The sequence below is a fragment of the Streptomyces sp. NPDC048604 genome, from assembly GCF_043199435.1.
GTDB lineage: Bacteria > Actinomycetota > Actinomycetes > Streptomycetales > Streptomycetaceae > Streptomyces.
In genome coordinates this window covers 731,051-754,344 of sequence record NZ_JBICVX010000001.1, presented here as the reverse complement: position 1 = coordinate 754,344, position 23,294 = coordinate 731,051, and the positions used below count along the sequence as shown (strand labels likewise).

Annotated in this window: 17 protein-coding genes; 7 read left to right on the top strand and 10 right to left on the bottom strand. The window is 72.5% G+C overall.

The features are described 5' to 3' along the window. From ACGFMM_RS03565 to ACGFMM_RS03545, 5 genes are all read right to left on the bottom strand, one after another. Positions 1-1,347 (bottom strand): ABC transporter substrate-binding protein, encoded by a 1,347-nt coding sequence (locus tag ACGFMM_RS03565; protein ID WP_393642697.1) that lies wholly within the window; start codon positions 1,345-1,347, stop codon positions 1-3. 57 nt (positions 1,348-1,404) lie between these two features. Then, positions 1,405-2,619 carry an ROK family transcriptional regulator gene (locus ACGFMM_RS03560; RefSeq protein WP_393642696.1) on the bottom strand — a complete coding sequence of 405 codons (1,215 nt, stop codon included), beginning with the start codon at positions 2,617-2,619 and terminating at the stop codon, positions 1,405-1,407. An 88-nt stretch (positions 2,620-2,707) separates the two neighbouring features. Next, positions 2,708-3,202 carry a hypothetical protein gene (locus ACGFMM_RS03555; protein WP_393642694.1) on the bottom strand — a complete coding sequence of 165 codons (495 nt, stop codon included), beginning with the start codon at positions 3,200-3,202 and terminating at the stop codon, positions 2,708-2,710. A gap of 11 nt (positions 3,203-3,213) precedes the next feature. Next, on the bottom strand, positions 3,214-5,244 hold the full coding sequence (locus tag ACGFMM_RS03550; protein WP_393642693.1) for a PrsW family glutamic-type intramembrane protease: 2,031 nt from the start codon (positions 5,242-5,244) through the stop codon (positions 3,214-3,216). 246 nt (positions 5,245-5,490) lie between these two features. Next, positions 5,491-6,555, bottom strand: coding sequence for a mechanosensitive ion channel family protein (locus tag ACGFMM_RS03545; RefSeq protein ID WP_393642691.1), 1,065 nt, complete (start codon positions 6,553-6,555; stop codon positions 5,491-5,493). A gap of 217 nt (positions 6,556-6,772) precedes the next feature. Here ACGFMM_RS03545 and ACGFMM_RS03540 point away from each other — a divergent pair, with 217 nt between their 5' ends. Then, on the top strand, positions 6,773-7,348 hold the full coding sequence (locus ACGFMM_RS03540; protein WP_393642689.1) for an HNH endonuclease: 576 nt from the start codon (positions 6,773-6,775) through the stop codon (positions 7,346-7,348). A gap of 41 nt (positions 7,349-7,389) precedes the next feature. Here ACGFMM_RS03540 and ACGFMM_RS03535 read toward each other — a convergent pair whose 3' ends face one another. Further along, positions 7,390-10,470, bottom strand: a complete 3,081-nt coding sequence (locus ACGFMM_RS03535) for a beta-N-acetylglucosaminidase domain-containing protein (RefSeq protein ID WP_393642809.1) — start codon at positions 10,468-10,470, stop codon at positions 7,390-7,392. Positions 10,471-10,700: 230 nt separating this feature from the next. Here ACGFMM_RS03535 and malQ point away from each other — a divergent pair, with 230 nt between their 5' ends. After that, positions 10,701-12,818: a 4-alpha-glucanotransferase gene (gene malQ / locus ACGFMM_RS03530; protein WP_393642687.1), complete on the top strand. Its 2,118-nt coding sequence runs from the start codon at positions 10,701-10,703 to the stop codon at positions 12,816-12,818. 80 nt (positions 12,819-12,898) lie between these two features. After that, the gene (locus tag ACGFMM_RS03525; protein ID WP_393642685.1) at positions 12,899-13,126 is read left to right on the top strand and encodes a hypothetical protein; all 228 of its coding nucleotides are present in this window, start codon (positions 12,899-12,901) and stop codon (positions 13,124-13,126) included. A gap of 96 nt (positions 13,127-13,222) precedes the next feature. On the opposite strand, the gene ACGFMM_RS03520 is transcribed toward ACGFMM_RS03525, so the two are convergent. Then, entirely contained in the window at positions 13,223-13,753 is a 531-nt protein-coding gene (locus tag ACGFMM_RS03520; protein WP_393642683.1) for a MarR family winged helix-turn-helix transcriptional regulator, read from the bottom strand. Positions 13,754-13,871: 118 nt separating this feature from the next. Between ACGFMM_RS03520 and ACGFMM_RS03515 the strand changes: the two genes are divergently transcribed. Genes ACGFMM_RS03515 through alc form a run of 4 tightly spaced genes read left to right on the top strand, consistent with a single transcriptional unit; the run spans position 13,872 to position 17,948 of the window. Beyond that, positions 13,872-14,828, top strand: a complete 957-nt coding sequence (locus ACGFMM_RS03515; RefSeq protein WP_393642681.1) for an EamA family transporter — start codon at positions 13,872-13,874, stop codon at positions 14,826-14,828. Between the two features lie 5 nt (positions 14,829-14,833). Then, positions 14,834-15,760: a DMT family transporter gene (locus ACGFMM_RS03510; protein WP_393642679.1), complete on the top strand. Its 927-nt coding sequence runs from the start codon at positions 14,834-14,836 to the stop codon at positions 15,758-15,760. A gap of 41 nt (positions 15,761-15,801) precedes the next feature. Further along, the gene (locus tag ACGFMM_RS03505; RefSeq protein WP_393642677.1) at positions 15,802-16,722 is read left to right on the top strand and encodes a LysR family transcriptional regulator; all 921 of its coding nucleotides are present in this window, start codon (positions 15,802-15,804) and stop codon (positions 16,720-16,722) included. 59 nt (positions 16,723-16,781) lie between these two features. Then, the gene (gene alc, locus ACGFMM_RS03500; RefSeq protein ID WP_393642676.1) at positions 16,782-17,948 is read left to right on the top strand and encodes an allantoicase; all 1,167 of its coding nucleotides are present in this window, start codon (positions 16,782-16,784) and stop codon (positions 17,946-17,948) included. A 184-nt stretch (positions 17,949-18,132) separates the two neighbouring features. Here the strand turns inward: alc and pepN are convergent, their stop codons facing one another. The 3 genes from pepN to ACGFMM_RS03485 form a co-directional block, all read right to left on the bottom strand. Continuing rightward, positions 18,133-20,709 (bottom strand): aminopeptidase N, encoded by a 2,577-nt coding sequence (gene pepN / locus ACGFMM_RS03495; RefSeq protein WP_393642675.1) that lies wholly within the window; start codon positions 20,707-20,709, stop codon positions 18,133-18,135. A gap of 52 nt (positions 20,710-20,761) precedes the next feature. After that, on the bottom strand, positions 20,762-22,048 hold the full coding sequence (locus tag ACGFMM_RS03490; RefSeq protein ID WP_393642673.1) for a TerD family protein: 1,287 nt from the start codon (positions 22,046-22,048) through the stop codon (positions 20,762-20,764). A gap of 120 nt (positions 22,049-22,168) precedes the next feature. After that, positions 22,169-23,185 (bottom strand): aspartate-semialdehyde dehydrogenase, encoded by a 1,017-nt coding sequence (locus ACGFMM_RS03485; RefSeq protein ID WP_393642672.1) that lies wholly within the window; start codon positions 23,183-23,185, stop codon positions 22,169-22,171. Positions 23,186-23,294: the final 109 nt, after the last annotated feature.

The following is a 23,294-nucleotide window of genomic DNA, read 5'->3' as shown; positions in this document are numbered from 1 at the left end:
CTACTTGGCCTTCTCGATGTCCGTGTCGATCTGCTTGGCCGTGCGTTCCAAACCACCCCGCAGATCGGTTTCCTTGCCGGCCTCGTACAGATAGCCGAACTCCTGCAGCGTCACCTGGTACACGCCGCCGTTGACGGACGCCGGGGTCGTGTTGGACTTCGGGTGCCGCGCGATGTCGAGGAAGGTCTTGAACCGCGGGTCCAGCTTCAGCTTCGGCGACACGAGGGCCTCGTGGGTGGAGGGCACATTGCGCAGCTCGTTGGCGAAGTTCACCACCGCATCGGTGTCGGTGGTCATGTACTTCACCAGCTCCCAGGCGGCGTTCTGCTTCTTGCTGGTGGCGGCGATGCCGACGATCGTGCCGGAGAGGTAGCCCTTGCCGTAGTCGGCGGCCTGCTCGTCGGGGACGGGCAGCGGGGCGACGCCGATCTCGAACGGCAGCTTGGAGTCCGTCGCCATGCCGAGCCGCCACTCGCCGTCGAGCTGCATGGCGACCTGGCCGGTGTGGAAGGGGTGCGTGGCGCCCCACTCGTCGCCGAACGTGTTGCGGTACCTCTCCAGCTTGGCGAAGCCGCCGAGCTTGGCGACGAGGTTCTTCTGCCAGGTGAACATGTTCGCGAAGGCGGGGTCCTTGGCAATGTTCGACTTGCCGTCCGCGTCGAAGTACGTGGGGCTCCACTGGGCGACGAGATGGCCGGGGGTGGACTCGTAGCCGTGGAAGACGGGCATGAAGCCGAGCCGCTCGTACGAGTCGCCCTTCGTCTTGGTCAGCTTGACGGCGGCGGCGTCGAACTCGCTCCAGGTACGCGGCGGCCGGCCGATCCCGGCGGCGGCGAAGGCGTCCTTGTTGTAGTAGAGCCCGTAGGCATCCCCAAGGAGGGGCAGGCTGCACCGCTTCCCCTCGAACTGCGTGTAGTCGAGCCGGGACGCGGCGAAGGTCCTGTCGAGATCGACGCGGGACTTCTCGAGGAACGGCTCGAGGTCGGCGAACGCCCCGGAGGAACAGAACTTGCCGACGTTGTCGGTGGTGAACGAGGAGACGACGTCGGGGGAGTTGGAGCCGCCGGCGCGCAGCGCCTGCTGGATCTTGTCGTCGGTGATGTTGGGGACGACCTTGACGGTGATGTTCGGGTGGTCCTTCTCGAACCGCGCGACGTTGTCGCGGACGGCCTTCACCTCGGACTGCGCCGACCAGCCGTGCCAGAAGGTGATCGTGGTCTTCGCCTTCGGGTCGTCGCCGGCCCCGCCGGAGGACTGCCCGGTGCAGGCCGAGGAGAGCAGGGCGGTGGCGGTGGCCGCGGCGAGGAGGAGGGCGGTGCGTCGTGCGCGGTACGGGAATTCGGGCATGACGAAGACTCCCTGGACGGGGGTGAGGGGACAGGAGGCGGGGCGGGCCCCGCGTACTCATCGGGAGGTGTCGAAGACCTCGTCGCGGGTGGTGGCCAGAGCGCTCTCCAGGGCGCCGCGCAGGACGGGCCGCCGGGGTACTGCGGCCAGGACGAGGGTGGGCCGCGCGGCGGCCAGCTCGGTCAGCTCGGCCTGGACGCGGGCGCGCAGCGGCTCGCCGCCGGGGACGACGGCCTCGCCGGACAGGACGACGAGCTCGGGGTCGAGGACGGCGACGAGGGAGGCGAGTCCGGTGGCGAGCCGCACGGCGTACCGGTCGAGCAGCTCGGCGTACCGGGCGTCGGAGCCGTGCCGTTCGGCGGCGGTGGCGAGCAGCGCGGCGGCGGTGGTGACGTACGGCCGGTCGGGGGTGTCGATCCCGGCGTCGCGGGCGATCCCGGGTACGGCCTGGGCGCCGGCGAGCTCCTGGAAGCCGCCGCTGTTGGCCTTGGTGACCCCGCGGACGAGCGGGGTGCCGGGCACGGGCAGGAACCCGACCTCCCCGGCGCCCCCGGTGAAGCCGCGGTGCAGGCGGTTGCCGAGGACGAGGGCGGCGCCGAGTCCCTCCTGGTTCCACAGCAGCACGAAGTCGCCGTGCCCCCGCGCCACGCCGAGCCGCTGCTCGGCGACGGCGACGAGGTTGACGTCGTTCTCGTACTCGACCGGCATCGGCAGCGCGGCGGCCAACTCGTCCAGCAGGGAAGGCGAATGCCACCCCGGCAGATGGGAGGCGTACCGCAGCCGCCCGGTGGCGGGATCGAAGGCCCCGGGCGTCCCGATGACCAGCCGCCGCACGTCGCTCATATCGACATGGGCATCCTTGACGGCCCCGTCGAGCGCGGCCCGCACCTGCCCGGCGACATCCTGCCGGTCGCGCCCCGGGGTCGGCAGCTCGTACTCCCCGACGACGGCTCCGGTGATGTCGGCGACCGCGGCGAGGATCCGCTCCGGGTTGACGTCGAGCCCGGCGGCGTAGGCCGCACGCGCGTTGAGCGAGTACAACTGCGCACCGGGCCCCGGCCGCCCCTCGGTGGTCCCGGTCACGACAACGAGCCCAGCAGCCTCAAGGCGAGCAAGGAGCTGCGAAGCAGTCGGCTTGGACAGCCCGGTCAGCTTCCCGATCCGCGTCCGCGACAGCGTCCCGTGCTCCAGCAACAGATCGAGCGCCGCCCGATCGTTCATCGCCCGCAACACCCGAGGAGTCCCCGGCACCCCCGCACCGCTCCCACTCATGCGCCCTCCCCGCTCTGTTAGGAAACCTTCCTATCAGCCTGCGGGGAACTTAGGGCCACCCCCGAACCGAGTCAACCCCCAGAACCCCTCATGGCCGCCAGCGCTCCCGCCGGATCAGAGACGCGTACGTCCCGAACTCGGGGATCGGCTCCCAGTGGCGGGAGACGTCGACGCCCCACCGGCTCTCCTCGGTGACGTCGCCGTCCGCGTCGACCGTTCGGTCGCAGATGCCGTCAGGGGTGTAGGAGAACCTCTCCGTACGCTCGGGGTTCGCGTACCCGCCGCGCTCTTCAGTGTCTCCGTACTCGAGAAGCATGATCGTCTTGAGGAACATTTTGTCGTCGACGACGGTGAACGTGTAGCGCAATTCGTCGCGGCCGTGGTCGTCCATGAAGACGACCGACGCATATTCGGTCTCCCAGCGGATCTCCACGCGGAGTTCCGGCGACTGCTTCTCGTCGGGCTGCAGGAGGGCGGTGTACAGCTTCCCGCGGTCGTGACGGGAGCGGGTCTCCTCGACCGTCAGCGGGTCCATGGGGCTTTCGAGGAGTTCGTTCCACTCTTCGCAGTAGGTCCAGGTCATGACAGATCAGGCTATCCCTTCGGGAGGCGGTGGACGAAGCCGGTCACGTCTCTGATGGTCACTCCGCGCTCCGCCGCCGCCTTGAGCGCCCACTCTGGGACGGGATTGGTCTGGACGGGGACTTCCAGAATGTACTTCCCTTCCAAAGGCTCGCCGATGAGCTTCGGATACTCCCTGCGCGATTTCGCCGTGTCCGGGATGATCGTCCCCCTCTTGTACTTCAGGTGTATTTCACTCAGCACCTTCTTGAAGCTGGCTTCCTGGACCTCCGCTATCTGCGTGTGCTTGCGTGACACGATCTCCAGTCCTGGACGGTATGAGTCCAGGTACTTCCCGTTCTCCAGATAGATCTCGTTGTGGGGATAGCGGGGCCGGTTCTGCTTGTTGAAATTGTTGCCTCTGATGAAGTTGGCGAGTACTTCGGGCGGCAATTCGCCTTTTCCGCTTCCCCCGGCGGCCATGAGGACGATCCCGGCAGTGCCGAGCAGGGCGGCGTTGAGGGCCGCTTCGGCGGTGATCGCCGCGCCGACCGTGCCGACGCCGGCCAGGGCCAGTCCTGGCGGGAACAGGGCGACGAGGGATAACAGGAGAAGGGCGAAGCCGAGGTACACGAGGAAGGTGTCGAGGGCGTCGAGCAGGTGGTTCGTGGAGAGTGCCGCGCCGCCCGGGCCGGCTTCACCCAGGCCGCGGTGGAGGAGGAACGCGCCGGTCGCCGCTGCCCCCAGGGCTGTGCCGAGACGGAAGCGGTGTACGGCCAGCGGCTCGGCCAGGGGCTGGGCCGCGGTCGTTCGCCAGGTGCGGAGCAGGGCCGTCAGTTGCCATGCGATCCACGCGAGGGCCGCGATGCCGAAGCCCATCAGGATCTTCGGGCCCGCGCCGGTGCGGAAGTACTCCTGGAGGGCGGCGGTGGAGGTGAACGAGCCCACCCCGAGGAACAGCAGAGAAGGGAGCATGAGGAGGCAGGGAACGATCGGCAGCCACTTCCGCCGGGTCGCCCCGGCTCGGGCCGCCTTCAGCCGTGCTCGTATCTGTCCCCGCTGCCACGCGTGTTCGTGGTCGGAGGCTTCGATCAGAGCCGTGATGTCCTCGACGGCTCGGTGCAGTTGCTCGTTCTCGCCGGGCTTCCCCGCGGCGACCGCATACAGCAGCGAGCGACGCAGCCGGACGTAGCGCAGGGCGATGAGCAGGCTCCACGGTAAGCACCATGCTGCATAGCGCACGAGGGCGGCCAAGGTGTCCCCGTCCGTTCGCTCCGAAGCGAGCAGTGCGTCCGGCACGGCACGCTTGCCTCGGTGCAGCCGGCGAAGGTCGACGACCATGGCGATGGCCAGGCATGCGAGCGGCGCGGCCCAGGCGTGGGCGTCCAGCGTCTCCCTCCAGCTCGACGCCGGCTCGCCCGGGTTCTGCGCGGCGTAGTTGCCCACCGCATGGTGCACGGAGGCGGCCGCGATCGGCAGCGTCCCCAGCAGGCGCACCCAGCCCCGAGCCCGCCACAGCAGCCCGACGCCCAGGCCGGCGACGGCCGTCCACACCAGGTGGGAGAAAGTCCCGGCCGCCGTCTCGCCGATGAAATCGATCTGTTCGGACGGCGCGGGGAACCATGCCGTGAGCACCTGGCTCGGGCCGGGTACGTACGGCGGGAACAGGCTGTCCGGGACGACCCAGCCCCCCGCGTCGTGTACGAGGGCCCGGTCGGCGTCCAGGCCGTACCGCAGCAGGGACTCCAGCAACCCGAACCCTGCGCCCAGTGCGCCGCCCAGCACCACGAAGTCGGACAGCGCCCACTGTCGTCGGACCTTGAGGGCCAACCCTGCCAGCAGCAGGGGAGAGGCTTTGACGAGTTCCTCGACCCAGGGCCCCACGGTGTAGCTGGTCGTCTCCGCCACCTGCATCAGCGACTGCCCGGAGGCGTTCGCGTAGAGGCGCGTGTAGGCGAGCTGGATCAACGCCGTCGCCGCGCCGCACCCGTACACCCCGACGACGACCGCCAGCAGCACCGTCGACAACCGCACCGTGCGCGTCGGCCACGACAGTGCGAACAACTGAAGGACACCCCAGACGGCCGCAGCCGCCATCATCAACGCCACCCCTGCCCCCGATGCTCCACAGCGTCACTTGATTCGCTAAAGCGAACGCAAGGTTATGGCGTCATGTTGCGCTCAGGCAAGGGGTTTACCGGGGATCACCCGGGGATGGTTCGCTCGGCGTGTGCATTCGGAACGTCCGCTGCACGCGAAAGCGCCCCGCCCGGATCGTCCGGGCGGGGCGCTTCCGCGTAGGTGCAGGGGTTACTTCGTCAGGTTCGGCTGTGAGGTGCCCGGGAGGGGGGTGGCCGCGGCCGACTGGGGGGACGTGGTGTTGGCGAAGGCCGAGGGGGCGGCCATGCCGGCGCTGGGGTCCGGGGTGGACTCCTCGGCCTGCGGCGGGATGCCGCCGACGATGCGGATGCCGGCGTCGTCCAGGGCGCGCTTGATGCGCCAGCGGAGTTCGCGTTCGACGCCGAGCTTCTTGCCGGGCATCGTCTTCGCCGAGACCCGGACCGTCATGGAGTCGAGGAGGACCTCCGTCAGGCCCAGGGTCTCGACCGGGCCCCACAGGCGCTCGTTCCACGGCTCGTCCTTCGCCATGCCGGCGCCGACCTCGGTCACGATGCCGTTGATCCGGTCCAGGTCCTCCGTCGGGCGGACCGTCACGTCCACGGCGGCCGTGGCCCAGCCCTGGCTCAGGTTGCCGATCCGCTTGATCTCGCCGTTGCGGACGTACCAGATCTCGCCGTCGTCGCCGCGCAGCTTCGTGACCCGCAGGCCCACCTCGACGACCTCGCCGGACGCCACGCCCGCGTCGATCGAGTCGCCGACGCCGTACTGGTCCTCCAGGATCATGAACACGCCGGACAGGAAGTCCGTCACCAGGTTCCGCGCGCCGAAACCGATCGCCACGCCCGCCACACCGGCCGACGCGAGCAGCGGCGCCAGGTCGATGTCGAAGGCGCCCAGGATCATCAGTCCGGCCGTGCCCAGGATCAGGAACGACGCCACCGACTTCAGGACCGAGCCGATCGCCTCGGACCGCTGCCGCCGCCGTTCCGCGTTCACGAGCAGTCCGCCGAGGGCGGTGCCCTGCACCGCCTGCGCCGAGCGGTTCATCCGCTCTATCAGCTTGGTGAGGGCTCTGCGCACCGCCATCCGCAGCAGCATCGCCACGACCAGGATCAGCAGGATCCGCAGGCCCGTGTTCAGCCACTCGGCCCAGTTCTCCTCGACCCAGCCGGCCGCGTTGCTCGCCTTCTGGGCCGCCTCGTCGAGGGTGGCCGTGCCGGGCGTCGCGTCTGACACGTGAAGACCTCCATGCATCGTGTTCAGACCATCCACACTAACGAAACGGTCACGCCGAACCCGCCCTTCTCGGCATGGGAGAGAGCGACCTCACTCCGCGGCGGCCGCCGTGTGGTCGAGAACACCCTCAGCCCGTTACCACCACGTGGTGGCGCTCCGACCAGCCATGAGGAGAGACTGGGAGCAGATCGTCCCGGCGCGAGCCACGCGCCGCCGGCGTACGAGGAGGCCGTCCGTGCCACATGTCCTGGTCCTCAACGCGTCGTACGAGCCGCTCGGCGTCGTACCGCTCCGCCGCGCGCTCGTCCTCGTCCTCGAGAACAAGGCACTGTGCCTTGAGGAGACCGGCGCCTTCCTGCACAGCGAGACCCGCGTCATCCCCGCACCGAGTGTGGTCAGACTGAAGCGGTTCGTGCGGGTCCCCTACCGGGGGCCCGTTCCCTTGACCCGCAGAGCCCTCTTCGCCCGCGACGGCGGGCGTTGCATGTACTGCGGCGGCGTCGCAACCAGCGTCGACCACGTCATTCCGCGCAGCCGCGGCGGGACGCACGCCTGGGACAACGTGGTGGCCGCCTGCCGCCGCTGCAACCACGTCAAGGCCGACCGGCATCTGCGGGAGCTGGGCTGGCGGCTGCGCCACCAACCCGCTCCGCCGTCCGGACTGGCCTGGCGCATCATCGGCACGGGCCACAGGGACCCGCGCTGGTTGCCGTACCTCAAGCCGTACGGCGCGGACGACGCAATGGCCCGGATCGACTCCGTGTCCCCACCCCGTGAGGGGGCGGCCACGGTCTCGGCTCCGGGCCATTGACGTAGCCGCGGCCGATGCCGCGGCAGGGCCCGGACCCCACGTCAGGGGCGGCGACTGCCTTCCGCGGTGCCCCTGGCGGCGGGGTCGTCCTCTTCCGTGCCCGTGGCCGGTGCCTCCGGGGGCGTCGGCTCCTGCGTCGGGTCGTCCGCCACGGCGTACGTCTCCACCGACCACAGCGAGTACCCGTACTCGGTCGCCCGCGCGTCCCCCTGCACCCGCAGGAACCGTGTGTCCGCCGCGTCCATCCGGACCGACTCGCGGCCGCCCCGGCCGTCGCGGACCGTCGCCGCGGTGCGCCACGTGCGGCCGTCCGCGGAGACCTGGACGCGGTAGCGGCTCGCGTGGGCGTCCTGCCAGTGCAGTACGACCCTGCCTATGCGGGCCGGCTGCGCCAGCTCCACCTGCCACCACGCGCCGTCCTCCGCGGGGGAGGACCAGCGGGTCGCCGGGTCGCCGTCCAGGGCGTACCCGGCGGGGAAGTCGGCCGTCTCGTCGCCCGACGACGACGCTGTGCCCAGCAGCGCCAGGTCCGGGCCCGCGGTGCGCGGGTACGCCCGTACGGTCAGCACCCGTTCCTCGCCCGCGAAGGACACCGGCACCAGGTACGTGCCCGAGGGCGCGTCAGGGGCCACCGAGACCTCCAGCGGCACCGTGGTCCCCGCACCGCGCGGCACCCGGATCTGCTGCGGCAGCCGCACCGTCACGCCCTTGGGCGGCCGCGCCGTCAGCGCGCCGCGCACCTCGTCCGGGCGCTGCGCCACCAGCCGCACCTGCAGCCGCTGCGCCGGGCCGCCGATCTCGGCGTCGGTCTCCGTGCGGGCCAGTTCCAGTTCGGCCTTGGGCTCGTCCGCGAACCACGGCACCAGCGAGCGCACGTCGGGGGCGCGTCCCCCCGTCCACGCCACGCGCACCGCCTCGGCGCGCAGGCCCTTCCCGTCGGTCTGCGTGTAGCCGCTCGGCGACACCGGGCCGAGCACCCGCCAGCCCTGCCCCGGCACCAACGCCTCCAGGCGGGCGGTGTCGCCGGTGCCCGGCGCGGTCATCAGGGTCAGCGACTGAAGCGGCCGGGGCCGGTCCAGCTTCACCGTGTACGCGTCGGTCTCCGGCGGCGCGGCCGTGCGCGCCCGGTCCGCGCCGGTCCAGGCCGCGGCCTCCTTCACCGACCGGGCCAGGAACGGGTCGAGGACGCCCCGGCCGACCGTGGCCCGGGTCTTCGTCACCGCCGACCGCAGCGGCTCCAGACGCAGCTGCGCCTGCCAGGCGCCCGCGCCGTCGCCGAGGGCCTGCGCCTGCAGCATGTCCACCGCGGTCTCCCCGGCGCGCCCGTACCGCGACAGCTGCTCCAGCCACGGCCGCACCTCGTCGTCGAGCAGTCCGCCCGCCGTGCCGCTCAGCCGTTCGGGCGCCTCGCGCATCACGGTGAACGCGGCCCGCAGTTCGCGCGCGGCCCGATCCCGTACGGCCGGGTCGGCGGCGGCGCGGTCCCGCCAGAACGCCGCCATCAGCGGCTTGAGGTACGCGGACTCGGCGCCCGGGTCGAGCAGCGAGGAGGCTCCGTTGCCGGCCAGCGCGCGCAGCGCCTCGCGGGCCTTCGGGTCGGCGCCCGCGAGGTCGTCGACGGCGGCCCGCCAGGACTCCTCGGCGCGGTAGCCCTTGGGGTTCCACGCGTAGTCGGCGGCGGTGAACAGCGGGATCCGGGAGGCGGCCGGCTGTTCCATGGCGTTGGCCAGGAAGGCGGCGGAACCGGCGGCGACGGCCGGCTCGCGGCCGGTGTGCGGGCCGAGGAAGAGCCGGTCCTGCGCGTAGTCGTTGACCGGGTAGTTGTCCATGGTGACCAGCGGATGCCGGAACGTGTCGCGGGCGCCTGCCAGTTCGCGGCCGGTGATGGTGCGGGGCACCACCCCGACGCCCGTCCAGGCCACCTGCACCCGCGGGTCGAGCCGGGCGGCGAGCGCCTTGCGGTACGCGGTGGCGCCGTCCTGGTAGTACTCGGTCGGCATCAGCGTCAACGGCTCGGCGTCCGGGTGCCGTTCGGCGAGGTGCCGGGCGACCTTGCCGGCGACCCGGGCGTGCGCGGCCGCGGCGGCCTCGGGGCCCCGGCCGAAGGCGTCGGAGTCCCGGTCGCAGTGCCACTCGCTGTAGCTGACGTCCTGGAACTGCAGCTGGAAGGCGCGCACCCCGAGCGCCCACATGGCGTCGATCTTGCGGTTCAGCGCCCGTACGTCGTCGTCGGAGGCGAGGCACATCGACTGCGCGGGCGCGACCGCCCAGGCGAGGGTGACGTGGTTGGCGCGGGCCCGCTCGGCCAGTTCGCGGAACGCGGTGCGCTCGGCGGCCGGGTACGGCTCGCGCCACAGGACCTGCCGGTAGGGGTCGTCGCCGGGGGCGTACAGATAGCGGTTCTGCTTGGTGCGGCCGAGGAAGTCGACCTGGGCGAGGCGCTGTTCACGGGTCCAGGGTCGGCCGTAGAAGCCCTCGGTCATGCCGCGGACGGCCGAGCCCGGCCAGTCCCGCACCTGGACGCCGGCGAGCTCCCGCCCGCCGCCGGTCCGCTCCGTCACGAGCTGGCGGACCGTCTGCACGGCGTGGAACAGGCCGTCCGGGCCGACGCCGTCGAGGGCCACGGTGTCCCGGCCCCCGACGCGGCCGACCGCCAGGCGGTAGCCGCCGCGGGGCAGATCGGCGCGCTCGGGGGCGCGCAGCGCGCGCAGTGCCTCGGCCGCTCCCGAGGCCCCGCCACCGGCAGGTCCGCCACCGGCAGTTCCGCCACCGGCAGTTCCGCCCAGGCGGAACACCGGACCGCGGCCCGGGGCGGTCGTGTACACGGTGTTCACCCCGGCCACCCGCAGCACCTCCCGCAGCGCCGCCACCGCGTACGGGTCGGCGTCGGCGTCCGCGAGCAGCGTGGCCTCCGCGCCGAGGGGCACCGGAGCGCCGGAGGCGGTCACGGACTGGGGGCGGGGCCAGACGGCGGGAACGCCGGGGCTCTGCCCGTCGGGAACGTCGGTGGTGGCCACCGGCGAGACCGGGGCCGCGTACGCCGGGACGGCGCCGCCGCCGCCGAGGAGCCCACCGATCACGGCGGCCGCGACCGCCGTCGCCGTCCGCCTGCCGCGCCGCAGGTGCACGCCCCTCTCCCCTCTCCTGTACCCCGCCCGTACATCACGAGCAGATCACGAGCCCACCACCCCCCGGCCGAAGGTGTCAATGCAGCCAACCGATCTGTCGTTTTTGCCCGGCGGGGTGGCGACCGTACGCCGCGTTCCGCGGGTACAACGGAGGGTGACCGGCGTCACACGCCGCCGCAGCCGCTGTGTCCACGTGTCCGACCCGAGCCCCCGGGAGTGCCGAAGTGACCCTGGCCCGCCTCGCCGAACTCCACGGTGTCGCCACCGCGTACGCGCCCTCCGCGGGCGTCACGGTCCACGTCCCGGACGCCACCGTGGTGGCCGTCCTGCGCGCCCTCGGCGTCGACGCCTCGACGCCGCAGGCCGTCGCCGAGGCCCTCGCCCGGGCCGAACGGGACGCCCGGGAGCGGCTGCTCCCCGCCACGGTGGTGCTCTGGCGGGGCGGTCCGCCGCCCCCGGCCCTCGCCGAACTCCCGCCGGACACCCGGCTGCTGGTCACCACCGAGGGCGGTGACGCCCTGGAGTGGGACGCCGTGAAGTGGGCCGCCCTGGAAGGGGACGCCCCGGAGTGGGACGCCGGGGCGGGCCTTCCCCTGGGCGTGCACCGGATCGAGGCGCACGCCCCCGACGGCCGCCGCTCCCGCGCCGCCCTGGTCGTCGCGCCCGAGCGGCTGCCGCAGCCCCCGGAGCGGGTCCACGGGCTGCTCGTCCAGCTCTACTCGGTGCTCTCCACGCGCTCCTGGGGCATGGGCGACCTCGGGGACCTGCGGGAACTCGCCGCCTGGGCGGGCCGTACCCACGGGGCGGGCTTCGTCCAGGTCAACCCGCTGCACGCGGCGGTCCCCGGAGCGCCCGTCGACCCCTCCCCGTACCGGCCGTCCTCGCGCCGCTTCCCCGATCCGGTCCATCTGCGGATCGAGGAGATCCCCGAGTTCGGGTACGTCGGGTCCGAGTACCGCGCCGAGCTCGACGCGGTCCTCCACGAGGCCGCCGAGCTGCGCGAACGGGTCCTGAACAAGGGGGCGTTGATCGACCGGGACGCGGTGTGGGCGGCGAAGCGGCGGGCCCTGGAACTGGTGGCGACCGTGCCGCTCGGGCCGGGCAGGCGCGCCGACTACTGCGACTTCCTCGCCGAGCACGGCCGCGCCCTGGAGGACCACGCCACGTACTGCGCGCTCGCCGAACGCCACGGCCACCACTGGCGCGACTGGCCCGCGGAGCTGCGCGACCCGGCCGCCGCAGCGGCGGCGGTCCGGGACGACGACGAGCTGCCCGCCCTGGTCGACTTCCACTGCCGGCTGGCCTGGCTGACGGACCGGCAGCTCGCCGCCGCCTCCCGGGCCGCGCGGGAGGCCGGGATGGCGGTGGGCCTGGTGCACGACCTCGCGGTCGGCGTGCACCCGGACGGCGCGGACGCATGGGCGCAGCAGGACGTGTTCGCGGCCGGCATGTCGGTGGGCGCGCCGCCGGACGCGTTCAACGCCCGCGGCCAGGACTGGGGCCTGCCGCCGTGGCGGCCGGACGCCCTGGCGGCCTCCGGCCACGCCCCGTACCGCGGGCTGCTGCGGGACATGCTGCGCCATGCCGGGGCGCTGCGGATCGACCACGTGATGGGCCTGTTCCGGCTCTGGTGGGTGCCGGAGGGCGGGGAGCCCACGGAGGGCGCGTACGTCCGGTACGACGCCGAGGCGATGCTCGCCGTCCTCGTCCTGGAGGCGCACCGGGCGGGCGCGGTGGTCGTCGGCGAGGACCTCGGCACGGTCGAGCCGGGGGTGCGCGAGGCCCTGGAGCGGCGCGGGGTGCTCGGCACCTCCGTGCTCTGGTTCGAGCGGGACTGGGACGGCGACGGCCGCCCACTGGCCCCGGAACGCTGGCGCGCCGGCTGCGTGGCCACCGCCACCACCCACGACCTGCCGTCCACCGCCGCCCGGCTGACGGGCCAGCACGTGCTGCTGCGGCACCGGCTCGGGCTGCTCACCGGGGACCTGGAGCGGGCGCGGGCCGCCGACCGCGCGGAGGTCGCCGAGTGGCTGGGGCGCCTGGACGGGCTCGGGCTGCTGCCGGAGGGCGTCGGCGAGGAGGAGGCGGAGGTGCGGGCGGTGCACCGGTTCCTGCTGCGCACCCCGGCCCGGATGGTCGGGGTGTGGCTGCCGGACGCGGTGGGGGACCGGCGGCCGCAGAACCTGCCGGGCACCTGGGACCAGTACCCGAACTGGCGGCTGCCGGTGGCGGACCCGTCGGGCCGCCCGCTGACGCTGGAGGAGCTGGCCGCCTCGCCGCGGCTGCACCGGCTGTTCGCGCTCTTCCGGGAGGGGGCCGGGGGCGGGGACCGGGAGGGGTAGCGGCGGCCCCGAGCAGGGCGCGTTGCCCGTACGGCACCCCCGGGCGCGCGCCCCGTCCGGGCGTTCGCTACTTTTGCACCGTGGACAAGAAGAACGCCCTGCGCGCCGGCGCCGTGACGGCCGGTACGACGCTGATGATGCTGCTCATGTCGTCCCCCGCGCTCGCCAACGCGAGCGACGACGGCGACGACCCGGCTCCCAAGATGAGTGTCGCGGAGACCCTCGGCCTGTTCGTGGCCGCGCCGATCGTGCTGTTCCTGGTGATCTGCGGTCTCGTGATGGTGCTCGACAAGTCCAAGAAGGCCTGACGGCCCGCTGAGTCCTCCGAGGGCGCCGTACGGTCCATGACGGACCGTACGGCGCCCTCGCGTGCGTTCACGCGGTCGTTCACGCCGTGCGTGCGTTCACGCCGTCGTCGCGAGCAGCTTGCGCAGCAGCCCGGCCAGCTGCTCCGCCTCCCCCTCGGTGAGTGCCGACTCCAGGGCTTCCCGCTGCCGTTCGAGACCGGCCCCCACGGCCTGGTCCACCAGCTCCCGGCCGCGTTCGCTGAGCGTCACCCGCAGCGCGCGCCGGTCGTTCGGGTCGGGACTGCGGCTGAGCAGCCCGGCCTTCTCCAGGCGGTCGAGCCGGCCGGTCATCCCGCCCGTGGTGATCATGAGCGTGGCCGAGAGCTCCCGCGGCGAGAGCGTGTACGGCGCTCCGGAGCGGCGCAGCGTGGCGAGCACGTCGAACTCCCCGAGCCCCATCCCGTAGGGCGCGTACGCCTGGTCGACGCGGCCGCGCATGGCGAGCGAGAGCCGGTAGATCCGCCCGAAGACCGCCATCGGGAGCGTCTCCAGATCGGGGCGTACAGCCGCCCACTGGTCGGCGATGGCGTCGACGGCGTCGTGGGCGGGGCCCGGTCCGGGGCTGCGCTCGGGGTTCTTCTCGTTCATGGGCCCAGTGTTCCTTCCCCGGCGAATCACTGACAAGAAAGCTGCTTGCGAAAAAGTAGCTTAGTGCTAAGTTAATTACTGCCAAGCCACTTCCGTAGTTCCGCAGGGGGGATCCGTCATGTCCCGCAAGGCCGCAGTCGTCGCCCTGACCGCCCTCGCCCCGGTCTCCTGGGGCTCCACCTACTACGTCACCACCGAGTTCCTGCCGCCCGACCGGCCGCTGTTCACCGGTCTGATGCGGGCCCTGCCCGCCGGGCTGATGCTGCTCGCCCTCACCCGGAAGCTGCCCACCGGGGCCTGGTGGGGCAAGGCCGCGGTGCTCGGCTCGCTGAACATCGGCGCCTTCTTCCCGCTGCTGTTCCTCGCCGCGTACCGGCTGCCCGGCGGGGTGGCCGCGGTCGTCGGCTCGGTCGGCCCGCTCTTCGTCGTCGGCCTCGCCGCCCTCTTCCTCGGCGACCGGCCCACGGTGAAGTCCCTGCTCGCCGCCGTCGCGGCGGCCTTCGGCGTCAGTCTGGTGGTCCTCAAGGCGGGCGCGGCCCTGGACGCGGTCGGCGTGGGCGCCGGACTGCTGTCCGCCCTGTCGATGTCCGCCGGCACCGTGCTCACCAAGCGCTGGGGCCGTCCCGAGGGGGTCGGCGCGCTGGCCCTGACCGGCTGGCAGCTCACCGCGGGCGGCCTGGTCATCCTGCCTATCGCCTTCCTGGTCGAGGGCGCCCCGCCCGCGCTCGACGGCACCTCGCTGGCCGGGTACGCCTACCTCGCCTTCGGCAACACCGCGGTCTCCTACTTCCTCTGGTTCCGCGGCATCGAGCGGCTGAGCGCCTCCTCCGTCACCCTCCTCGGTCCGCTCTCGCCGATCAGCGCCGCCGTCATCGGCTGGGCCGCCCTCGGCCAGGCGCTCGGTCCGGTGCAGCTGGCCGGCATGGCGATCGCCTTCGGCGCCACCCTGGTCGGCCAGATGGGACCGCGGAAGCGGCGGCAGCGGGCCGCGACTGAGGCTGGATCGTTCAGTCAGACTGAAAAGAAGCCTCAGGAAGTTTCGATGGACCTGAAGGTTGCGGCGGTGCGACGGTAGGCCGCATGAGCCTGACCGCCGCACGCCGTCCGACCACCCTCCCGCCGAGGCCGGCGCCCTTCCGGGGCGCCGGCCTCGGACTGCTCCTCGCCCTGCTCGCCACCGTCGTCTGGTCCGGCAGCTTCGTCGCCACCCGCGACATGGCCGACTCGGTCCCGCCCGTCCAGGCCGTCTTCTGGCGGTGGATCGTCGCCCTCGCCGCCGTCGCCCCCTTCGCGGCCCGCCCCTTCTGGCGGCAGCGCGGGCTGATCCGCCGGCACCTCGGCTTCGTCGCCCTCGCCTCGCTGTTCGGCGTCGCCCTCTACAACACCCTGGTCCACCAGGCCGGCCTCACCACCTCCGCCTCCAACATGGGCATGATCATGGCCGCGTCCCCGGTGCTCATGGCGGTCCACGCCCGCCTCGGCGGCGAACGCCTCGGCGCCCGCCGCGTCCTCGGCCTCGCGCTCGCCGTCGCCGGCGTGCTCCTGCTCGTCGGCGACGGCTCCCTCGCGGTCGACCTCGCCCCGGGCGACCTGTGGATGTTCGGCGCGGCGCTGTCGTTCGCCGCGTACAGCGCGATGCTGAAGCGCAAGCCCGCCGGGATCGACGGACTCGCCTTCCTCTTCGCCACCTTCGCCCTCGGCGCCCTGATGCTCGCGCCCGCGTACGCCGTCTCCCTCGCCGTCCAGGGCGGCTTCCCCGTCGCCGCCGGCACCGTCGGCCCCCTCCTCTACGTCGGCGTCCTCTCCTCCGCCGTCGCCTTCTTCGCCTGGAACAGGGCCATCGCGCTGATCGGCGCGGCCCGCGCGGGCGTCGTCTATTACCTCCAGCCCGTCTGCGTCGCCCTCCTGTCGTACGCGCTGCTCGGCGAGGAACTCGGCGTCCTCGGCGCGGCCTGCATGGCCCTGATCCTCGGCGGCGTCGCACTGGCCTCGGCCCGCGGCCGGTGACCGCGCCGGGGCGCGCCGCCGCGCCCGGTAGGTTGCGGACCATGACCGAGTGGGACATCAAGAAGCTCCAGATCCTGCGCACGCTGCGCGACCGCGGCACCGTCACCGCCACCGCGGAGGCCCTGCGCATGACCCCCTCGGCCGTCTCCCAGCAGCTCACCAACCTCGCCAAACAGCTCCGCGTGCCGCTCCTGGAGGCCCAGGGGCGACGCGTCCGGCTCACCGACGCCGCCCATCTGGTGCTGCGGCACGCCGAGTCCGTGTTCGCCCAGCTGGAGCGGGCCGACGCCGAACTCGCCGGCTATCTGCGCGGCGAGGCCGGCGAGGTCCGGGTCGCCGCCTTCTCCACCGCCGTGCCCGCCCTCGTCGTCCCCGCCGTGCAGCAGCTGCGGGCCGACCACCCCGGGCTCGGCGTACGCGTGCGGGAGGCCGAGGCGGGAGAGGCGTACGAGCTCCTCGGGGCCGGCGACGTCGACCTGGCGCTGTCGCTCGCCGCGCACGCCCCGCCCGAGCGCGACCCCAAGTTCAGCCGCGTCCCGCTGCTCGCCGACCCGCTCGACGTCGCCCTGCCCGCCGGGCACCCGCTCGCCGACGCGCCCGGACTGCGGCTCGCCGACCTGTCCGCCGAGCCCTGGATCTTCGGCGGCTCCGGCCCCTGGTCGGAGATCACCACCGCCGCCTGCGAGGCCGCCGGCTTCGTGCCCGAACAGGCGCACAGCGCCGCCGGCTGGACCGCGATCCTCGCCATGGTCGAGGCCGGGATGGGTGTCGCCCTGGTGCCCCGGATGGCCTCCGCGGAGCGCCGCGCCGGCGTCGTCATGCGGGTGCTCGCCGCCGACCAGCCGCGCCGCCACGTCGTCGCCGCCGTCCGGCGCGGCGCGGAGGAGGGGCCGGCTCTGGCCCGGGTGCTCGGCGCGCTCCGGCAGGCCGCCGTGCGCCGCGAGACCGTTCAGCAGAACTGAAAAGGACCGTCGAAAACATTCGATGGACCGCGAGGGTCGGGGCGCGGCACAGTCGTGACATGACCTTCGACGCCGAGACCGCAGAGAACGCAGGGACCGCCGACCACCAGGACCCGCACGCCAACGACGCCGCCCCGTACTCCGGCGGCGACCCGTACGCCGACTACCGCACCGGTGACTTCCCCTTCACCGAGCTGGTGGACCTGGCCGACCGCCGGCTCGGCGCCGGCGTCGTCGCCGCCAACGACGAGTTCTTCGCCGAGCGCGAGAACCTCCTCGTCCGCGAGCGGGCCGTGTTCGACCCGGAGCACTTCGGCCACAAGGGCAAGATCATGGACGGCTGGGAGACCCGCCGCCGCCGCGGCGCCGACGCCGAGAACGTCTTCCCCGCCCCCGAGGACCACGACTGGGCGATCGTCCGCCTCGGCGCCCCCGGCGTGATCCGCGGCATCATCGTCGACACCGCCCACTTCCGCGGCAACTACCCGCAGAAGGTCAGCATCCAGGCCGCCTCCGTCGAGGGCTCCCCGAGCCCGGAGCAGCTGCTCTCCGACGAGGTGAAGTGGGAGGAGCTGGTCCCGCCGACCCCCGTGCGCGGCCATGCAGCCAACGGCTTCGAGATCACCGCCGAGCGCCGCTACACCCACCTGCGGCTCTGCCAGCACCCCGACGGCGGCATCGCCCGCCTCCGGGTGCACGGCGAGGTCGTGCCCGACCCCGAGTGGCTGGAGCTGCTCGGCACCCTCGACCTGATCTCCGTGCTCAACGGCGGCGCGTACGAGGACGCCTCGGACAAGTTCTACTCCTCGCCGACCCAGATCATCCTGCCCGGCACCTCCCGCAAGATGGACGACGGCTGGGAGAACCGCCGCCGCCGGGTCCGCGGCACCAACGACTGGGTGCGCTTCCGGCTCGCCGCCCAGGGCGCCATCCGCGCCGTGGAGATCGACACCGCGTACCTCAAGGGCAACTCGGCCGGCTGGATCGCCCTTCAGGGCCGAAACGGCGGTGCCGATGAAAACGCAGAGTGGTTCGAGATCATCCCGCGGACCAGGCTGCAGCCCGACACCCTGCACCGCTTCAAGCTCCCCGCGCAGGCCGTCGTCACCCACGTCCGCCTCGACGCCTTCCCCGACGGCGGCGTCGCCCGGATGCGGCTGCACGGCACGCTCACGGACGAGGGCGCGACCGCACTGCGCGCCCGCTTCCAGCAGCTGAACGGCTGACCCGAAGACCGGTCGACACGGGCCGGTCCACCGACTCCCGCCCTGCGGCGCGGCGCGCACGAACGCCCGCGCCGCCGGGCGGGCCTCAACGGGACGCGACGACGGGTCCCGCGAAAGACGAAGGGGCACCTCCGTGGGGGAGGGTGCCCCTTCGTCGTTCGGTTCCTACGGTGCTACGGCGCCGCTACTGCGCCGCGGCCCGGTCCGCCGCCTGCGCCTTCAGCGCCCGCTCGACGCCCGCGCGCGACTCCGTCACCAGACGCCGCAGCGCCGGAGCCGGGTCGTTCGCCGCGATCCACGCGTCCGTCGCGTCCAGTGTCTCCTGCGAGACCTGCAACGACGGGTAGAGCCCGACCACGATCTGCTGGATCATCTCGTGGCTGCGGGTCTCCGCCACGTGCTTGATCGACGCGAAGTACTTCTCCGTGTACGGGGCGAGCAGCTCGCGCTGGTCGGTCTGCACGAAGCCGCCGATCACCGCCTCCTGCACGGCGTTGGCCAGCTTGTCGTCCTCGACGACCGACGCCCAGGCCTCCGCCTTCGCCGCCTCCGTAGGACGCCCGGCCCGCGCGGTCGCCGCATGCCGCTCGCCGGCCGCCGTGCGGTCGCGCTCCAGCTCGGCCGCGATCTCCGGCTCCTCGAACCGGCCGGCCGCCGCGAGACGCTGCACGAACGCCCAGCGCAGCTCGGTGTCCACGACCAGGCCCTCGATGGTCTCGCCGCCGTCCAGCAGACCGGCCAGCAGGTCCAGCTCCGCGTCCGTGCGCGCCGTCTCGGCGAACGCCCGCGCCCACGCCAGCTGGTGGTCGCCGCCCGGGGCCGCCGCCTTCAGCTGCTCCAGGGACGCCTCGGTCCAGCGGGTCAGACCGGCCGGCCGCCAGGCCGGGTCGGCGTACAGCTCGATCGCCAGCTTCACCTGGCGCTGCAGCGACTGCACCACGCCGATGTCGGACTCCTTGGCGATGCCGGAGAGCACCAGCTCCAGGTAGTCGCGGGTGGCCAGTTCGCCGTCGCGGGTCATGTCCCAGGCCGAGGCCCAGCACAGCGCGCGCGGCAGCGACTCGGTGAAGTCGCCGAGGTGCGCGGTGACGTTCTTCAGCGACACCTCGTCGAGGCGGACCTTCGCGTACGACAGGTCGTCGTCGTTGAGCAGCACCACGGCCGGGCGGCTGCGGCCCACCAGCTGCGGCACCTCGGTCAGTTCGGCCGCCGCGATGTCCAGCTCCAGGCGCTCGGAACGGACCAGCTTGCCGTCCTTCAGGTCGTACAGGCCGATCGCGATCCGGTGCGGACGCAGCACCGCCTCGCCCTTCGCGCCGACCGGCAGCGCCGGTGCCTCCTGCTTCACGGCGAACGCGGTGATCGTGCCGTTCTCGTCGGTCTCGATCTCCGGGCGCAGGATGTTGATGCCGGCCGTCTCCAGCCACGCCTTCGACCAGGCCTTCAGGTCACGGCCGGAGGTCTCCTCCAGCGCGCCGAGCAGGTCGGACAGACGCGTGTTGCCGAAGGCGTGCCGCTTGAAGTACGCCTGGACGCCCTTGAAGAACTCGTCCTGGCCGACGTACGCCACCAGCTGCTTCAGGACCGAGGCACCCTTGGCGTACGTGATGCCGTCGAAGTTGACGAGCACGTCCTCCAGGTCATTGATCTCGGCCATGATCGGGTGGGTGGACGGCAGCTGGTCCTGCCGGTACGCCCAGGTCTTCTCCGCGTTGGCGAAGGTGGTCCAGGCGTTGGGCCAGCGGGTGCCCGCGACGGAGGCCTGGCAGGCGACCGAGGTGAAGGTGGCGAACGACTCGTTCAGCCACAGGTCGTTCCACCATTCCATGGTGACCAGGTCGCCGAACCACATGTGGGCCAGCTCGTGCAGGATGGTCTCGGCGCGGCGCTCGTACGCCGCGTCCGTCACCTTCGAGCGGAACACGTACTGGTCGCGGATGGTCACCGCGCCCGCGTTCTCCATCGCGCCCGCGTTGAACTCCGGCACGAACAGCTGGTCGTACTTGGCGAACGGGTAGTCGTAGTCGAACTTCTCCTGGAACCAGTCGAAGCCCTGACGGGTCACGTCGAAGATGTGCTCCGCGTCGAGGAACTCGGCCAGCGAGGGGCGGCAGTAGATGCCGAGCGGGACGACCTGGCCGTCCTTGCCCTCGTACGTCGAGTGCACCGCGTGGTACGGGCCGACGATCAGCGCGGTGATGTACGTGGACATCCGCGGCGTCGGCGCGAACTCCCAGACCCCGTCCTTCGGCTCCGGCGTCGGGCTGTTGGAGATGACCGTCCAGCCGTCCGGGGCCTTCACGGTGAACGTGAAGGTCGCCTTCAGGTCCGGCTGCTCGAACGAGGCGAAGACGCGGCGGGCGTCCGGCACCTCGAACTGCGTGTACAGGTACGCCTGGCCGTCGACCGGGTCGACGAAGCGGTGCAGGCCCTCGCCCGTGTTGGTGTACGCGCAGTCCGCGACGACCTTCAGCTCGTTGCGGCCCTGCTTCAGGTGCGGCAGTGCGATCCGGGAGTCCCGGAAGACGGCGGCGACGTCGAGGGCGTGCCCGTTCAGCACGGCCTCGTGCACGGCGGGGGCGACGAGATCGATGAAGGTCTCGGCGCCGGCCTCGGCGGAATCGAAGCGGACGGTGGTGACGGACCTGTAGGTGCCGCCCTCCTGCGCACCGGTGAGGTCCAGTTCGACCTCGTACGCGTCCACGGACAGCAGCTTCGCCCGCTGCTGCGCCTCTTCACGGGTCAGGTTCGTGCCAGGCACCCGGTCAACTCCTCAATTTCGTGACGTTTGGCCCATCCTTCCACGGGGCGCGTCACCTGCGCACGGCGCATTTCCAGGGGCCGTCGCCGCTGATCCGCAGCAGTCCGGGGCCGGGGACGGGGGCACTCACCCGGATCTCCCCGATCTCGTTGACCAGCAGCTCCTGGTCCTCCTCGTCGTACTCCGGGTACGCGGGCGGGGTGTGCAGGTGGACGGTGAAGTTGGACTCGCCGCCGTGGAAGAAGTCCAGGACGCCGGCCGGGCCCTCGTAGATCACCAGATCGTGGGCATGGCCCTCGATGTGCCCGTCGAACCGGCGGGCGTGGGTCAGCGGCAGGACCCGCAGCGTCCAGGGCGTGTCGGCTTCCACGCGCAGGGTCAGCGGACGGTCCCGGGGCGCCAGGGCGACGGTGCGGGCGTGCACGTCGTCCTCGTACGCCATCAGCAGGAAGTCCTCGGCACGGCCGTAGGCGTCGCAGGACTCGATGGTCGTCGAGATGGAGTGGTACGCCTCGATCTCGAGCAGCGCCCAGCCCGGCGGGATCCCCGGATCGCACTGCACGGTCTCTTTGCCGCGGCCCTGGCGCACGAAGGGCCGGAAGGAGACGGAGTAGGGGTCGACGGGAGCGGGGTACGCGGCGGGGGCGTGGTACGGGGCGGGAGCCGGGTACGCCGCGGCCGGGGCCGGCGGCTGGTACGGCGAGGGGCCGGCCGGCGGCGGGTACGAGGCGGCCGGGGCCGGCGGCTGGTACGGGGCGGGGGCCGGCGGGGGGACGTACCCCGGGCCGGGGATCGGCGCGGGCGGGGCCTCCACCTCGATGCCGAAGTCCGTCGCGAGCCCGGCGAGCCCGGAGGCGTACCCCTGGCCCACGGCCCGGAACTTCCAGCCGCCGGTCCGCCGGTAGAACTCGCCGAAGACGAACGCGGTCTCCGACGCCGCGTCCCCGATCACGAAGTACGCCACCGTCTGTTCGGCCGGATCGGTCACCCGTACGTCGAGTCCGGGCACCTGGCCGAACGGCCCGCCGTCCGCGGAGGCGGCGACCACGACCCGCTCCACGCCCGGTTCCATCCGGTCGAGATCGAGCCACAGCCAGTCCGCCACCACGGAGCCGGGACCGCCGGGGGCGGACTTGCCCAGATGCCGCACGGCGCCCGACGGATGGGTCCCGTGGTTGTAGAACACCAGGTCTGCGTCCCCGCGCACCCGCCCGCTCGCGTCCAGGAGCAGCGCCGACACGTCCACGTCCGGCACCCCGGCTCCGCAGAGCCACGCCACCGCCACCTGGAGCGCCTGCGTGGGCACCGCGATGTTGGCGCCCTTCGGTATCTGGGTCATGACCGGATCATGGCACCCGGCGGCCCGTCTTCGAACGCGTTGTCCGAATTCCGCCGGTGCAGAATCCGCCCGTACCGAATCCGCCCGTACCGAATCCCCCCGTACCGGATCCGCTCGGCGTCAGCCGCGCAGCTCCCGCGCCACCAGCTCCGCGATCTGGACCGCGTTCAGGGCCGCGCCCTTGCGGAGGTTGTCGCTGGAGACGAAGAGCGCGAGACCGTTGTCGACGGTCTCGTCGGCGCGGACACGGCCCACGTACGAGGCGTCCTTGCCGGCCGCCTGGAGCGGGGTCGGGATCTCGGAGAGCTCGACGCCGTCGGCGTCCTTCAGCAGCTCGTACGCGCGCTCCACGCTGATCGGGCGCTCGAAGCGGGCGTTGACCTGGAGCGAGTGGCCGGAGTAGACCGGGACGCGCACGCAGGTGCCGGAGACCTTGAGCTCGGGGATCTCCAGGATCTTGCGGGACTCGTTGCGGAGCTTCTGCTCCTCGTCGGTCTCGTGCGAGCCGTCGTCCACCAGGTTGCCGGCCAGCGGGAGCACGTTGAACGCGATCGGGCGGCGGTAGACGCCGGGCTCCGGGAAGGCCACGGCCTCGCCGTCGTGGGTCAGCTCGGGGGCGCGCTCGGCGACGGCCTTGACCTGGCCGTCCAGCTCGGCGACGCCGGCCAGGCCGGAGCCGGACACGGCCTGGTACGTGGTGGCGACCAGCGCGGTCAGCCCGGCCTCCTGGTGGAGCGGCTTGAGCACCGGCATCGCGGCCATCGTGGTGCAGTTCGGGTTGGCGATGATGCCCTTCGGGCGGTCCTTGACCGCGTGCGGGTTGACCTCGGACACGACCAGCGGGACCTCGGGGTCGCGGCGCCAGGCGGAGGAGTTGTCGATCACGACCGCGCCCTGGGAGGCGACCTTCTCGGCGAGCGCCTTGGAGGTCGCGCCGCCGGCGGAGAACAGCACGATGTCCAGGCCGGTGTAGTCGGCGGTGGCGGCGTCCTCGACCGTGATCCCGTCCAGGACCGTGCCGGCGGAGCGGGCGGAGGCGAAGAGCCGCAGCTCGTCGATCGGGAACTTCCGCTCGGCGAGGATCTTGCGCATGACCGTGCCGACCTGACCGGTGGCTCCGACGATTCCGACCTTCACGGGGACTCCTCCGTACGTTTGTGCAGGGTGCTGCGGTTCCATGATGCGTATCACCCGGGGCGGCTTGTCCAATCCATTGTCCGAGGATCGGGACGGGAAAGACGAGAAA

What these genes read in the sequence shown, in the direction of transcription:
- ACGFMM_RS03565 (WP_393642697.1), bottom strand. Translation starts at nt 1,347, where the DNA reads ATGCCCGAATTCCCGTACCGCGCACGACGCACCGCCCTCCTCCTCGCC.
- ACGFMM_RS03560 (WP_393642696.1), bottom strand. Translation starts at nt 2,619, where the DNA reads ATGAGTGGGAGCGGTGCGGGGGTGCCGGGGACTCCTCGGGTGTTGCGG.
- ACGFMM_RS03555 (WP_393642694.1), bottom strand. Translation starts at nt 3,202, where the DNA reads ATGACCTGGACCTACTGCGAAGAGTGGAACGAACTCCTCGAAAGCCCC.
- ACGFMM_RS03545 (WP_393642691.1), bottom strand. Translation starts at nt 6,555, where the DNA reads ATGCATGGAGGTCTTCACGTGTCAGACGCGACGCCCGGCACGGCCACC.
- ACGFMM_RS03520 (WP_393642683.1), bottom strand. Translation starts at nt 13,753, where the DNA reads ATGAACGAGAAGAACCCCGAGCGCAGCCCCGGACCGGGCCCCGCCCAC.
- ACGFMM_RS03515 (WP_393642681.1), top strand. Translation starts at nt 13,872, where the DNA reads ATGTCCCGCAAGGCCGCAGTCGTCGCCCTGACCGCCCTCGCCCCGGTC.
- ACGFMM_RS03510 (WP_393642679.1), top strand. Translation starts at nt 14,834, where the DNA reads ATGAGCCTGACCGCCGCACGCCGTCCGACCACCCTCCCGCCGAGGCCG.
- ACGFMM_RS03505 (WP_393642677.1), top strand. Translation starts at nt 15,802, where the DNA reads ATGACCGAGTGGGACATCAAGAAGCTCCAGATCCTGCGCACGCTGCGC.
- alc (WP_393642676.1), top strand. Translation starts at nt 16,782, where the DNA reads ATGACCTTCGACGCCGAGACCGCAGAGAACGCAGGGACCGCCGACCAC.
- ACGFMM_RS03490 (WP_393642673.1), bottom strand. Translation starts at nt 22,048, where the DNA reads ATGACCCAGATACCGAAGGGCGCCAACATCGCGGTGCCCACGCAGGCG.